We start from the raw sequence: 13597 nt of genomic DNA on the forward strand, positions 1-13597 counted from the left end.
GTCTGCAAAAGTAAGGAATTTTATTATAAATCAGCACGCCCGGCAAACAAGACTGTTTACGAAGCGTATTGATAAAGTCAGTGTCAAAAAATATTAGTCGCGGTCTTTGCTCAGCTTACGGAAGGCCAACGGATTAGCCGTTAGTTCAGCTTGCTCGCGACGACGCTCCACAATATGGACAGCTGTAAAAATGGCTTCCATAAAGGAATCATGAGATGCGACATTCTTACCTGCAATATCATATCCTGTACCATGATCCGGAGAAGTCCGCACAATCGGTAAGCCTGCTGTAAAATTGACACCGGTTCTTGATGCAATATGTTTGAACGGAATAAGTCCCTGATCATGGTACATAGCTAGTACCGCATCAAATTTGGTATAAGTGTCACTGGCAAAAAAACCATCTGCCGGGTAAGGTCCGAAACAGAAAATCCCTTCTTCATTCGCCTTTTCTACTGCAGGTCGGATAATATCGCGATCCTCTGTACCTATTAATCCGTTATCACCGGCATGAGGATTAAGCCCTAACACCGCAATTTTGGGTTTTTGAATCCAAAAGTCTGTTTTCAGACTCTCATTCATCATCCTTAATTTATGCAGGATTGCATCTTCTTTAATAGCGGCAGAAACTTCATGAACCGGAATATGTCCCGTCACTACTCCTACCCTAAGCTCTTCACTGATCATAAACATCAATACATCATCCGCATTTGTCCTTGCCTGCAGATATTCTGTATGTCCCGGGAAGTGGAATCCTTCCTGCTGGATATTATGTTTATTAATCGGAGCAGTCACTAAAGCATCTATTTTACCCGCATTCAGATCTTCAACAGCTTTTTCTAATGATAAAAAAGCATATTTACCGCCAGTTTCATTTTCTTCTCCAAGTGTAATCTTTACATCTTCCTGCCAGCAGTTGATCATATTTGCACGTTTCGGATTTGCCTGATCAGGTTCATTGATCACATTAAAGCTAAAATCGTTTATTCCGATAGCTTTACGGTGAAATGAAGCAACTTTAGTATTGCCATAAACAATCGGAGTGAAGAATTCTAAAACCCGATTATCCATTAATGACTTGATAATTACTTCAAGGCCAACTCCATTAACATCACCAATAGAAATCCCAATCTTTAGTTTCTCACGCATAATTATTTACTTTAATGCTTCAAAAATAATGAAAAATAATGTCAAATCTTAGGGTAAAACACAGGTTATCTAACGTTTTATTTTTATAATGGTTTTATTTAAAGCAGAATTTTAACAGGAAAGAATGGCTGTCATACTGCTTTTTTGTTCTATTTACAGATCTTTCCCGTCTTTTGTTAAAATAAATTTTGAGTAGTAATAAAATTTTACAATCTTCACGCTCTCGATTGGGGGTTTAGCTCATTTGGCTAGAGCGCTTGCCTGGCAGGCAAGAGGTGACCGGTTCGAATCCGGTAATCTCCACCACTTTACTTAACAGCCTTTGGTTATCAGCCAAAGGCTGTTTCTGTATAAACCAACCCTACTATGCCTATTAATAAAAACGTTTTTTGACCTATCACATCCCTAAGATGATTATCTTTGTCACAAAGAGATTAATATGAGTACAGTAAGAGCAAAAAAACATTTAGGACAACACTTTTTAAACGACAAAAATGCAGCACAGAAGATTGTGGATGCTTTAGATCCTAAATTGGGCTTTTCACAAGTACTTGAAGTAGGTCCGGGAATGGGTGTACTATCCGATTTTCTGCTTCAGAAATCCGAATACCAGACTTATTTAATTGACGTAGATGATGAATCTATCGAATTTTTAGCAGATAAATATCCGGAATTAGGAGATCGCTTGATTCATGGTGATTTCTTAGCATTGGATTTTTCAAAATATTTCGGACCAAAAATGGCTGTAATCGGGAATTTCCCTTACAACATTTCCTCTCAGATTCTTTTTAAGATACTGGATGAACGGCAACGTGTGGTCCAAATGACTGGCATGTTTCAAAAAGAAGTAGCCGAGCGCTGTACAGCCAAAGCAGGAAGTAAAGAATATGGTATCCTGAGTGTATTTCTGCAGGCTTATTATCATGTTGAATACCTGTTTACCGTTAAGGCAGGAGCCTTTACTCCTCCACCTAAAGTGCTTTCCGGTGTCATCCGCATGACACGCAATGAGAGAGAAGAGCTGGATTGTGATGAAAAACTATTCTGGAGAGTAGTCAAAGCAGGATTCAATCAGCGACGCAAGACTCTGCGCAATTCTCTTTCGGGAGTTGTTCCAAAAGATAAAATGTCGGACAATCCATTGTATGAACTGCGGGCTGAACGCTTATCTGTTGAAGATTTTGTCCAATTGACTAACGAAATTTCCGCTGTGAATTAAAAAAAAGTACTATGAAGCACTTTACAATTATTGGTGGAGGTGTAGCCGGATTGACCGCAGCCATAGGTCTGCAGAAAATCGGCATACAAGCTACTGTTTATGAAGGTGCTCCTGTACTAAAAGGAATCGGAGCTGGATTTGGTCTTGCGGCAAATGCCATGAAGGCCTTAGAGTATCTTGGACTACGGACTGAAGTGATGGCTCTCGGGCATCTGCTGCCGGATTATAATATTCTGGATGAAAAAGGACAGATACTGGTTGCACCGGACACCTCTTCAATTTCGCAACGCTATAAACAGGACAATTTTGCAATCCATCGGGCGGATCTTCATCAATATCTCCTTTCTAAAATAGAACCTTCATCGTTGCTGCTCGGTTATCGGGCAGTCCAACTGCAACAACATCAGGAAAAGATTATCCTAACTTTTGACAATGGACATACTGTCGAGACAGACTATCTGCTGATCGCTGATGGTGTCAAATCGGCTTTAAGACAGCAGTTGATTCCTTCTTCTGCACCGCGATACTCGGGATATACCTGCTGGCGGGCCACAATAGACAATTCGACCATACAGCTTGGCAAGGGATCTGAAACCTGGGGAGCTAAAGGCAGATTCGGTATGACCCCACTGGTGGGAAACAAAATTTACTGGTATGCCTGTATCAATACAAAAGCTAATAATCCGGTTTACAGAAACTGGAATATAGAAAATCTGCGACAACATTTTGCTTCTTATCACCATCCCATATCTCAGATATTAAACGAAACAGAGAATAGCCAGCTGATATGGAACGATATTATAGATATCAAACCATTGAATCAGCTAGCTTTCGGAAACATACTGCTAATGGGTGATGCCGGACATGCAACCACTCCCAATATGGGGCAAGGTGCCTGTCAGGCTATTGAGGATGTAGCTGTACTTATAGACGAACTGAAGAAAGACAAAACTATCGCACAGGCTTTTCTGGATTTCGAAAAACGAAGATTATCAAGAACACGATATATTACCGAAACGTCCTGGACTATCGGTCAAGTTGCACAATGGCAAAACCCTGCTCTGATAGCCACGCGTAATTTTTTAATGAAAATTCTTCCGGAAAATCTTCAGCAGTACAAACTGAACAAGTTATTGAATGTTGATTTCATGGAAATAAATAATAAAAGATGAGTACGAAAGTTTTAATCGTCGATGACGTACATGAAGTTTTACTGGAAAAATTAAAAGAAGCCGGAATTGCATATGATTACCAACCGGAGATCACAAGAACTGAAGCTGAAAAGCAAATAAATGAATACTCTGGACTTGTGATCCGTTCAAAATTTCAGGTAGATCAGGCTTTTATGGATCTTGCTCCAGGACTTTCTTTTATTGCCCGCGCAGGGGCAGGTATGGACAATATTGATGAAGCATATGCTGTTTCACGCAATATTATACTGATCAATGCACCCGAAGGGAACCGCGATGCTGTAGGTGAACATATGATAGGCATGCTTCTTAGCCTTATGAACCATCTTAACCGTGGCCATCAGCAGATAAAAAACAGGCAATGGCTGCGTGAAGAAAATCGCGGTTATGAACTGAAAGGCAGAACTGTAGCATTGATCGGGTATGGTAATAACGGACAGGCAATGGCAAAAAAACTATCCGGATTTGAAGTCAATGTAATTGCTTATGACAAATATAAAACCGGATTTTCGGACGAATACGCCAGGGAAGTCTCTATGGAAGAAGTCGTTAAATATGCGGATGTGTTGAGTTTCCATATTCCATTGACACGAGAAACCAAAGGTATGGTAGATCAGGAGTATTTATTCCACTTCAGAAAGCCAATTTTCTTTTTGATGGGTGCCAGAGGGGGTATTGTTGATATTCCTGCAGTATTGAAAAATCTTGACAGCGGCCGGATCATTGCCGCAGCATTTGATGTTCTACCGGTTGAGAAATTCCCTTCCCTTGGTGAGCAGCCCTGGTTTGAGGATCTGACGAACCGGGACAATGTACTGGTTAGTCCCCATGTTGCGGGATGGACTTTTGACAGTTATTATAAACTGTCTGCAGTCGTTGCAGATAAGATAGTGGCATTCTTAAAATAAGCATTAGAGCAGGCTTACAGTTAAAAATACCAGCACAAACTGTAGTATCAGGCTAAGATCCAACAGGTAGGCGTAATGATAGTGACCTTCCTTCCGGAAAACAAAAAATTTCAAAAAAGCGGCAATCAGTATATCTGTCAGTAACAACCCCAGCACAATTGGGGAGCTATAGCCTGTAATAGCGATCAAGGTAATATGAATAAGAAGTAAGGTATAGCACAGTCTTTTTGCCTTTTTCTCCCCCAACATATTGGGCAAGGTTTTGAGATGGTAATACGAATCCTGTGCAATATCCCGGATATCGAAAGGAAGGGTGCAGATAATCAATAAAAGAAATTTTAATACGGCTAATGTTGCTAACAGTTGTATATCGATCATAATCCCACTGCTGAACAATTCAATATATGGAAGGATAACACTGCTACAGACCCACACTAAGGCAATATGAAAAATTTTTGCTCCTGGTAATTGTCTTAACCCTACTCTGCGTCCCTGATATCGAAATACCGGAAAACCATACAACACACTCAGCAGACCGATAACACCCAAGAATAGAAAGGAATTAAAGTGTATCTGAAAAAGACAGTATAACAATATTCCTCCTGCTAAAACTATATTGAGCCATAACACCCATTCATTCCCAAACACCCATCGGGTACGTGCGAATCGGGATTCTAGTGGATTTTTGGGCTTGGACCATACTAAACTAAAATTGTAAAGCATTAAGGTGGCAGCTCCCTCTACCAGAATAATGGCATAATCCATTGGTTGGCTGAAGACATAATATGTCAGTGCACACTGTGCCATCGCTGCCAATGCAATAAGCAGATTGGTATATATAGATATGTAAAACAGTTGTCTGAAAAATTTCATAAGGCTCAGCCTATTTCTTAATGCACCTATAACAATTGTGTTATATGGACACATAAATTTCGGCATTAGGGTTTTAAAAATTGATATTTCGTTGCAAAAAAAGTAAATTAGTGCTTCATTTATCCAAAATGGACAAATTGAATAAATATTTGTCCGATACCGATAAGTGGACAAATATAATTAAGTATAAACCAAAAAATAATATGAGTCTACAAATTAAATCATTTGAAGAATATCAGGATGTCTACAAAAAAAGTGTAGAAAATCCGGAAGAATTCTGGGCGGGGGTAGCCGAAAATTTCTTCTGGAAACGTAAATGGACAAATGTGCTGGACTGGAATTTTAAAGAGCCAAAGATTAAATGGTTTGAGGGAGGAAAAGTTAATATCACAGAAAACTGCCTGGATCGTCATATTTACAACCTTGGAGACAAACCTGCTATTATCTGGGAACCAAATGATCCGAATGAAGCACACCGTATCCTTTCATACAAGCAATTGCTTGCTAAAGTAGAGCAATTTGCGAATGTTCTTAAGAATAACAATGTCAGTAAGGGAGACCGTGTCTGTATTTATCTGCCGATGGTTCCGGAGCTGGTTATCGCTGTATTGGCCTGTGCCCGCATAGGAGCCATTCACTCTGTTGTATTCGGAGGATTTTCAGCTCAGTCTATTGCAGATCGTATTACAGATGCCGAGTGTAAACTGGTCGTCACATCTGATGGCAGTTTCCGGGGAAATAAAACCATTGAACTGAAAAGAATTGTAGATGATGCATTGATGCAATGTAAGTCCGTAGAAAGGGTAATCGTACTTACCAGAACCCGTACACCGGTCTCTATGATCAAAGGACGTGACGTGTGGTGGGAAGATGAAATCAAAAAAGTGGAAACACAGGGAAATCCGGCTTGTCCTGCAGAAGAAATGGATGCAGAGGATACCTTATTTATCTTATACACTTCCGGATCTACAGGAAAGCCTAAAGGTGTGGTACATACGACCGGCGGATACATGGTATATGCAGGATACACTTTTGCCAATACTTTCCAGTATCAACCGGGAGAAGTTTATTTCTGTACAGCAGATATCGGCTGGATCACAGGACATACTTACATCGTCTACGGACCGTTATCACAGGGTGCTACCTCATTAATGTTCGAAGGAATTCCTACATTCCCGGATGCAGGCAGATACTGGGATATTGTAGACAAGTTTAAAGTAAACATTTTATACACTGCTCCGACAGCAATCCGTTCACTGATGGCCTTCGGAGATCAGTTTGTGGACAATAAGGATCTTTCTTCTATTAAAAAGCTTGGATCAGTAGGTGAGCCTATCAATGAAGAGGCGTGGCACTGGTTTCACGATAAAATCGGAAAAGGTAAAGCTCCTATCGCAGATACCTGGTGGCAGACAGAGAATGGAGGGCACCTCATTACTCCTATTGCGGGTATCTCCCCGACAATACCGGGATATGCCATGTTGCCGCTACCGGGTGTACAGCCGGTGCTGGTAGACGAAAACGGAACAGAAATAGAAGGAAATGATGTTTCCGGAAATCTTTGTATCAAATTCCCTTGGCCGGGTATGCTGCGTACAACATGGGGTGATCATGAGAGATGTCGTCAAACTTATTTCTCCACTTACGAAAATATGTACTTCACTGGAGACGGATGTTACCGTAGCCCTGAAGGATATTATAAAATTACAGGTCGTGTTGATGATGTGTTAAATGTTTCGGGGCACCGAATAGGTACTGCAGAAGTAGAAAATGCCATCAATATGCACTCTGATGTGGTCGAGTCCGCGATTGTAGGATACCCGCACCCGGTCAAAGGGCAAGGTATTTATGCATTTGTTATTGCAAATCATCATATAGATGAAAACAGTACTCGTCAGGATATTCTACAGACTATTACACGTATCATCGGAGCGATTGCCAAACCGGATATCATACAGTTTGTACCTGAACTTCCAAAAACCAGATCAGGAAAGATCATGAGACGTATCCTTCGAAAAATTGCAGAAGGAGAAGTATCCAACCTTGGGGATATCTCTACATTACAGGATCCTAACATTGTCCAGACAATCGTAGAAGGAGCTGAAAAACTTAAGAAATAGTACAAAAATTAGCGAGACAACAAATATTGTCTCGCTTTTTTGTAAAAAACCCAATAAAAGCCTGATTTTTCGACAAAAATTTAGTATTTTGTTTCCCTAGTAATACTTTAAAACAAAGACTAAATGCTATTTGCCGTTTTATCAGGACTAATAACATCGAGCCTTATTGTTCCGTTTGGGAGATTTCTGAAATCCAAATGGGGTTTTATTCTCGCTTTTTTGCCTTGCATCTTATTTCTATATTTCCTCCAGTATACAGCAGCTATAGCTGATGGAAATATTATTCAGCAGCACATTTCATGGGTACCGTCTCTTGGAGTTGACTTTCAGTTTCGTCTGGATGGGTTATCCCTGCTTTTTACATTTCTGATTACAGGGATCGGTACAGCCATTTTCCTGTACGCCCGCTCCTACCTCAAAGGCTATCCTAATTTTGACCGTTTTTTTGGATTTTTATGCCTTTTTATGGCTGCCATGCTCGGGGTGGTGCTTTCTGACAATATTTTCCTGCTGTTTATCTTTTGGGAACTGACAAGTATCAGCTCTTTTTTCCTCATAGGCTTCAACAATGAGCAAAGTGATTCCCGGAAAAGTGCGCTGACGGCACTCAGCATTACCGGATTAGGCGGGTTCTTTCTACTGGCCGGACTTACTTTAATTGGAAATATTGCAGATACCTATACTATTTCTGAATTAGTGGATAAGCGATCCTTAATTATAGAGCATCCCTTATATCCGCTTATACTGGGACTTATATTTATAGGTGCTTTTACCAAATCAGCGCAATTTCCCTTTCATTTTTGGTTACCGGGAGCCATGAAGGCTCCTACTCCTGTTTCCGCTTACCTGCACTCTGCGACTATGGTAAAAGCCGGTATTTATTTACTGGCACGTTTCTTCCCAATTCTGGGGGGCACGGAATACTGGACTTATCCGCTTCTCATCATTGGTGGTATTACCATGCTATACGGCGCTATACATTCCCTCTTCAGAGTAGATATGAAAGGAGTGCTGGCCTATTCTACCATCTCCGCATTAGGCATATTGACCTTTCTGTTAGGCATGGGAACAAAAGAGGCCATTATAGCCGCTGCAGTATTTCTGCTGGTACATGCTTTGTATAAGGCAACGTTATTCCTGATTACGGGGATTATCGATCACGAAACCGGCACACGGGACCTCAGTAAGTTACAGGGATTAAGAAAAGTTTTATTTCCGGTAGCTGTTGCGGGTCTCTTAGCTTCTCTTTCCAGTGCCGGAATGCCGCTTACTCTTGGTTTTATAGGCAAAGATCTTATTTATGATGCTACGTTGAAATTCGATACCCAATTAGCTCTTTTTGTAACAATTGCCGCAGTAGTCACGAATATTGGCCTCGTTGCAGCCGGATTTATGGCCGGAATAAAACCTTTTGCAGGAAAACTTCCGGATCAATTTAAAGATCTTCATTTACCTTACAAATCGATGTGGATCCCTCCTCTGGTATTAGCCGTTTTAGGATTGCTGCTGGGTATCTATCCGGAATGGATCGGACATATACTTACCCAACAGACTGCATCCAGTATATTCGGAGGTGCCGTGGAAGTTCATCTGAAACTATGGCACGGCTTTAATACTGTTCTTATTCTAAGTCTGCTGACGTTAGCATTGGGTACTTTTCTCTACCTGATGAATAAACCCAGCAACAGTAAGTTATTAAAGGTGGAAAAACTAAATGTACTGGCACCACAGACTTTATTCACCCGTTTTGGAAATGGTTTTGTGGCCTTTTCAAATCGCTATACACAGACGCTGCATAATGGTTTTTTGCGTTCCTATCACTTAAAAATTATTCTGTTTGCAGAGGCTTTACTCGCTTATAAATTATATCTGAGCGGGCCGATTTATATTGATTACAGCAAATTGTCTGCGATAAGTATATATGAAGTCTCTATAGTACTTATTCTGATCGGAGCCCTTTATCTTGTCGTCAGCACTTCATCCCGTTTAACTGCTGTTGTGTCTATGAGTGTGATCGGGTATTGTATCTGTCTTCTGTTTGTGATTTACAGCGCTCCGGATCTCGCTATGACCCAGTTTACGATCGATACGTTATCTACCGTACTATTTGTTCTGGTCCTCTATAAGCTGCCGGTATTTATGAACTATATGGGACCAAAAGTACTTATCCGTGATGCGATAGTCGCCCTTTCCTTTGGCGCATTACTTTCCATGATTGCGCTCAAAGTATTACAGGAACCTGTAGATACTGTAGTGAGTGATTTTTATGGTGCTAATGCCTATCTGATGGCAAAGGGTAAGAATGTGGTAAATGTCATTTTGGTGGACTACAGAGGTATCGATACCATGTTTGAAACTATTGTATTGGCCATTGCAGCTTTAGGAGTATACAGTTTATTGAAATTAAGGTTAAAATCTTCAGAAAAAGAATAGATATGAAAAGTATAATTTTACAGACAGCATCCAAATATTTGCTTCCTATCTTATTGTTGTTTTCTGTTTTTCTTTTATTGAGAGGGCACTATTTTCCCGGAGGAGGCTTTGTGGGTGGCCTTGTGGCATCGATAGCTTTTGTATTACATAGCTTTGCTTACGGAACAGAGCAAACCATGAAAATACTTCGTTACAAACCTCTTTCCCTGATCCCTATCGGCCTGGGGATATCCAGTCTTAGTATGGTCGCACCGCTGCTCTTCGGTAAACCTCCAATGACAGGGCTTTGGATTGAGCAAAAGATTCCCGTCATCGGTATGATCGGTTCAGCCTTATTTTTTGACATCGGCGTTTATCTTGTTGTTATTGGCGTCGTACTGACTATTTTGTTTACCATAGCCTTAAATACAGACTGATATGGAGTTGATACTTGTTGTACTGATCGGTCTGCTGTATGCCGCAGGAGTATATATGATCCTGAGGAGAAGTATGGTCAAATTATTATTGGGGATTATGTTGCTGGGCAATGGTACGAATATTCTGATATTTCTATTAGGAAACATTACGAAGGGAAAGCCTCCTGTTATTGATCCGGATCTGAGTATATTCAATGAAATCTATGCAGATCCTATACCTCAGGCTTTGATCCTGACCGCTATTGTTATCAGTTTCGGTCTCACAGCCTTTGCCATTGTACTGCTCAAAAGAGTATATGCGCTGATAAACAGTGATGATTTAGATGATTTAAATACGCCAGAAGAAGACGATATATGATTGACAATTACATACTAGCTCCTGTTTTTATTCATTTGTTTACCGCCATAACTCAACTTATATTCTGGCGGAAAACAGTGACACAGCGTGTATTGAGTATTTTGGGGAGTACTCTGGGACTGTCCGCAGCTATCAAACTCTTTGCAAGAGTATATGATGGACCTATTTTAACAATGAGTGCCGGAAACTGGGATGCGCCATTCGGAATAGTATTCGTAGCGGATACACTGAGCACGACATTAGTACTTCTGACTTCTATAGCCTGCCTGGCAGTATCTATATTCTCTGCGACAGGTATCAGCCGTCAGCGTATACGTTATGGTTATTTCCCGATCTTTCATTTTTTGATACTGGGTCTTAACGGAGCCTTTCTGACAGGGGATATCTTCAACTTATATGTTTATTTTGAAGTGATCATTATCTCTTCTTTTGTCTTAATGACTCTGGGTGGGCGAAAAGCCCAACTGGAAGGCGCCGTAAAGTATATGGCGATGAATATTCTGGCCTCTACTTTTTTCCTGACGGGGATTGGGATTTTATATGGCATCACAGGCTCCCTTAATATGGCAGATCTGGCACTGAAAATTCCGAATGTCAAAGATCAGACGCTTGTAGGTATTACATCATCCTTTTTCATTATCGGATTTGGGATCAAATCAGCTGTATTTCCGTTGTATTTCTGGCTTCCATCATCCTACCATACTCCCCCGTCTGCCGTAGCCGCAACATTTGGCGGATTACTGACTAAAGTTGGTATATATGCCATGTTCCGCATTTACAGTCTCATATTTATTCCCAGTCCTTTTATGAAGAACCTGCTTCTAACATTGGCAATTCTGACCATTGTAACAGGAGCTTTAGGGGCGATGACAAAAACAAATATCCGAAGGTTATTTTCGTATCTGATTGTGTGTCATATCGGATTTATGGTGGGAGGACTGGCGATGTTCAGCAAACTCGCCCTGATGGGCGCTGTATTTTATCTGATACATGATATTATGGTCAAGACAAATCTGTTCCTCATTGCGGGACTGATAAGGCAATTAAGAGGATCGATGGATATGAAAAAGATCGGTGGTTTGTATGCAGAATATCCAAAGATATCGTTGCTGATTGGCATTGTACTTTTTTCACTCGTCGGTATTCCTCCTCTGTCAGGTTTCTGGCCTAAGATTTATCTTATTCAGGATGCCTTCCGGCTGCAAAACTATGCTTTTATAGGGGCAGTTATCTTAGGAAGCTTTATTACGCTATATGTTATCGCCAAAATGTGGAGCGAAGTTTTCTGGAAAAAACCTGATAATGAAACTGAGATTGAGGACAAATTTGAGCCTTTGCCATTGTATAAAAAGATATTACTGGTGGCTCCGATAGCACTTCTGGCAGGAGTATCCTTGTATATCGGCCTGAACGCTGAAGCTATTATAAAGGTTTCGGATAAGATTGCTACTGAAATGTTAGATACACGCCCATACATACAGGCCGTACTGGGCAAATAAAAGATAATTGATATGATAAAACAATTTTTAATGAACCTGCTGCTTTGCTTTATCTGGATAGCACTGACAGGTTCCATGTATTATACAAATTTTCTTTTCGGTTTTCTCCTGGGATTCTTTATCCTGTGGATTATGAATATCAATGAAACGGATCAAAGATATTTCTACCGTGTACCCAAAACGGCAGGCTTTGTCCTGTACTTTCTTTACGAGATGATTGTGGCTAATATTCAGGTTGCTTATGATGTAATTACACCAAAGTATTTTTTTAAACCGGGGATCATCCGATATCCGCTAAATGCAAGAACAGATTTTGAGATTAACTTGCTGGCTACCATTATTTCCCTTACTCCGGGAACATTGATTCTGGATATCAGCGACGATAAGTCTGCCTTATATATTCATGTGATGTACCTCAAGGATAAAGATAAATTTATCGCTCAGCTTAAGAATGGATTTGAAAGACGATTATTAGAGATTATCAGATGATGCTAAATACTTATTTCGATTATGTAATTCTTCCGATTTTAACTATTTCGGTCATCTTAACGTTTATTCGTTTATTTAAGGGTCCTGATGTCGTAGATAGGGTCATTGCCTTAGATTTGATCATCACCATTGGAATCGGGATTATTACAGTTTACAGTATACGTACACAACAGGAGGTACTCCTGGATGTCGCTATTATACTCGCTCTGATTGCCTTTTTAGGGACAGTAGCCTTTTCATATTACCTTGAAAAAAAAGATCATCATGACTGATATATTTTTAGCCATATTCAGCACTATAGGTGCATTAGCCATTTTATTTGCTTCAATTGGCATTCTGCGTATGCCGGACTTTTATTTACGTCTGTCTGTTACGGTAAAGGCCGCTACATTAGGGGTAGGTTTTTTCCTGCTCTGTGCAGCGATTATCTTTCCCGATGTATCGGTGACAACCAAGGCTATCGCTATTACTTTCTTTTTAATATTAACAGCTCCTGTTGCTGCACATATGATAGGCAGAGCAGCTTACATTACAGGGGCAAAACTTTGGAAAGGTACAATTATAGATGACCTTAAAGGAAAATATGATGAGGAGACACATCAGCTAAAGGGAGAAGAGGAAGATAAATAAGTGTCTCTTTATTGATAAGAAGCCATTTTCATAAAATACAATATAAAGATTCTTCAAAAAAGATCAGAAGCATCTTTATATGACTGCCTTAAACTTTTCTAATGATCACAGATATTTCGGAAACAGCTGTTTTTCAGATCATAAAATAATCTCCGAAAAATATTAGAGCGATACTGAAAATGTTATACAGCACATTAAAATACCAGCGATAGTAATATTGTTTTTTAAATATGATATAGTAAATCGAGATTCCCAAAAGAATGAAACATCCAAGAATTGCAGGAATTCGGACCAGCTGGTCTGCTATACTATG

13 protein-coding genes and 1 tRNA gene are annotated in these 13597 nt (G+C 40.1%); 12 read left to right on the top strand and 2 right to left on the bottom strand.

Annotated elements, in window-relative coordinates; genetic code table 11:
- Positions 1–93: 93 nt before the first annotated feature.
- On the bottom strand, positions 94–1149 hold the full coding sequence (gene pdxA / locus I6J02_RS04410) for a 4-hydroxythreonine-4-phosphate dehydrogenase PdxA (RefSeq protein ID WP_201680618.1): 1056 nt from the start codon (positions 1147–1149) through the stop codon (positions 94–96).
- Positions 1150–1378: 229 nt separating this feature from the next.
- Between pdxA and I6J02_RS04415 the strand changes: the two genes are divergently transcribed.
- The 4 genes from I6J02_RS04415 to I6J02_RS04430 all read left to right on the top strand — a co-directional run bounded on the left by I6J02_RS04415 (position 1379) and on the right by I6J02_RS04430 (position 4466).
- Positions 1379–1455 (top strand) — tRNA-Ala (locus tag I6J02_RS04415).
- Between the two features lie 133 nt (positions 1456–1588).
- Positions 1589–2368, top strand: coding sequence for a 16S rRNA (adenine(1518)-N(6)/adenine(1519)-N(6))-dimethyltransferase RsmA (gene rsmA / locus I6J02_RS04420; RefSeq protein WP_201680619.1), 780 nt, complete (start codon positions 1589–1591; stop codon positions 2366–2368).
- An 11-nt stretch (positions 2369–2379) separates the two neighbouring features.
- Positions 2380–3540, top strand: coding sequence for an FAD-dependent monooxygenase (locus I6J02_RS04425; RefSeq protein WP_201680620.1), 1161 nt, complete (start codon positions 2380–2382; stop codon positions 3538–3540).
- Positions 3537–4466 carry an NAD(P)-dependent oxidoreductase gene (locus I6J02_RS04430; protein WP_201680621.1) on the top strand — a complete coding sequence of 310 codons (930 nt, stop codon included), beginning with the start codon at positions 3537–3539 and terminating at the stop codon, positions 4464–4466. The genes I6J02_RS04425 and I6J02_RS04430 overlap by 4 nt, the downstream gene beginning before the upstream one ends.
- A 3-nt stretch (positions 4467–4469) precedes the next feature.
- On the opposite strand, the gene I6J02_RS04435 is transcribed toward I6J02_RS04430, so the two are convergent.
- Entirely contained in the window at positions 4470–5339 is an 870-nt protein-coding gene (locus tag I6J02_RS04435) for a hypothetical protein (protein ID WP_201680622.1), read from the bottom strand.
- Between the two features lie 203 nt (positions 5340–5542).
- Between I6J02_RS04435 and acs the strand changes: the two genes are divergently transcribed.
- The 8 genes from acs to mnhG all read left to right on the top strand — a co-directional run bounded on the left by acs (position 5543) and on the right by mnhG (position 13284).
- Complete coding sequence (acs, locus tag I6J02_RS04440; protein ID WP_236582284.1) at positions 5543–7459, top strand: acetate--CoA ligase; 1917 nt, start codon at positions 5543–5545, stop codon at positions 7457–7459.
- 123 nt (positions 7460–7582) lie between these two features.
- A complete protein-coding gene (locus tag I6J02_RS04445) occupies positions 7583–9892 on the top strand; it encodes a putative monovalent cation/H+ antiporter subunit A (RefSeq protein WP_201680624.1) in 2310 nt (769 codons plus the stop codon).
- A gap of 2 nt (positions 9893–9894) precedes the next feature.
- Positions 9895–10308, top strand: coding sequence for a Na+/H+ antiporter subunit B (locus tag I6J02_RS04450; protein ID WP_003000617.1), 414 nt, complete (start codon positions 9895–9897; stop codon positions 10306–10308).
- A gap of 1 nt (position 10309) precedes the next feature.
- The gene (locus I6J02_RS04455) at positions 10310–10666 is read left to right on the top strand and encodes a Na+/H+ antiporter subunit C (protein WP_201680625.1); all 357 of its coding nucleotides are present in this window, start codon (positions 10310–10312) and stop codon (positions 10664–10666) included.
- On the top strand, positions 10663–12165 hold the full coding sequence (locus I6J02_RS04460; RefSeq protein WP_201680626.1) for a proton-conducting transporter membrane subunit: 1503 nt from the start codon (positions 10663–10665) through the stop codon (positions 12163–12165). The genes I6J02_RS04455 and I6J02_RS04460 overlap by 4 nt, the downstream gene beginning before the upstream one ends.
- A 12-nt stretch (positions 12166–12177) precedes the next feature.
- Positions 12178–12654 carry a Na+/H+ antiporter subunit E gene (locus I6J02_RS04465; protein WP_201680627.1) on the top strand — a complete coding sequence of 159 codons (477 nt, stop codon included), beginning with the start codon at positions 12178–12180 and terminating at the stop codon, positions 12652–12654.
- Positions 12651–12926: a monovalent cation/H+ antiporter complex subunit F gene (locus I6J02_RS04470; protein ID WP_003000626.1), complete on the top strand. Its 276-nt coding sequence runs from the start codon at positions 12651–12653 to the stop codon at positions 12924–12926. Before I6J02_RS04465 ends, I6J02_RS04470 begins: the two co-directional genes overlap by 4 nt.
- Positions 12919–13284 carry a monovalent cation/H(+) antiporter subunit G gene (gene mnhG / locus I6J02_RS04475; RefSeq protein WP_201680628.1) on the top strand — a complete coding sequence of 122 codons (366 nt, stop codon included), beginning with the start codon at positions 12919–12921 and terminating at the stop codon, positions 13282–13284. The genes I6J02_RS04470 and mnhG overlap by 8 nt, the downstream gene beginning before the upstream one ends.
- The last annotated feature ends 313 nt before the right edge of the window (positions 13285–13597 follow it).

It is taken from the genome of Sphingobacterium spiritivorum (assembly GCF_016725325.1).
Taxonomy (GTDB): domain Bacteria; phylum Bacteroidota; class Bacteroidia; order Sphingobacteriales; family Sphingobacteriaceae; genus Sphingobacterium.

Excerpts from the sequence above, each read along its gene's own strand:
- rsmA (WP_201680619.1), top strand. The coding sequence starts at position 1,589 with ATGAGTACAGTAAGAGCAAAAAAACATTTAGGACAACACTTTTTAAAC.
- I6J02_RS04430 (WP_201680621.1), top strand. The coding sequence starts at position 3,537 with ATGAGTACGAAAGTTTTAATCGTCGATGACGTACATGAAGTTTTACTG.
- I6J02_RS04435 (WP_201680622.1), bottom strand. The coding sequence starts at position 5,339 with ATGAAATTTTTCAGACAACTGTTTTACATATCTATATATACCAATCTG.
- I6J02_RS04455 (WP_201680625.1), top strand. The coding sequence starts at position 10,310 with ATGGAGTTGATACTTGTTGTACTGATCGGTCTGCTGTATGCCGCAGGA.
- mnhG (WP_201680628.1), top strand. The coding sequence starts at position 12,919 with ATGACTGATATATTTTTAGCCATATTCAGCACTATAGGTGCATTAGCC.
- I6J02_RS04460 (WP_201680626.1), top strand. The coding sequence starts at position 10,663 with ATGATTGACAATTACATACTAGCTCCTGTTTTTATTCATTTGTTTACC.
- acs (WP_236582284.1), top strand. The coding sequence starts at position 5,543 with ATGAGTCTACAAATTAAATCATTTGAAGAATATCAGGATGTCTACAAA.
- I6J02_RS04450 (WP_003000617.1), top strand. The coding sequence starts at position 9,895 with ATGAAAAGTATAATTTTACAGACAGCATCCAAATATTTGCTTCCTATC.
- I6J02_RS04470 (WP_003000626.1), top strand. The coding sequence starts at position 12,651 with ATGATGCTAAATACTTATTTCGATTATGTAATTCTTCCGATTTTAACT.
- I6J02_RS04465 (WP_201680627.1), top strand. The coding sequence starts at position 12,178 with ATGATAAAACAATTTTTAATGAACCTGCTGCTTTGCTTTATCTGGATA.
- pdxA (WP_201680618.1), bottom strand. The coding sequence starts at position 1,149 with ATGCGTGAGAAACTAAAGATTGGGATTTCTATTGGTGATGTTAATGGA.
- I6J02_RS04425 (WP_201680620.1), top strand. The coding sequence starts at position 2,380 with ATGAAGCACTTTACAATTATTGGTGGAGGTGTAGCCGGATTGACCGCA.
- I6J02_RS04445 (WP_201680624.1), top strand. The coding sequence starts at position 7,583 with ATGCTATTTGCCGTTTTATCAGGACTAATAACATCGAGCCTTATTGTT.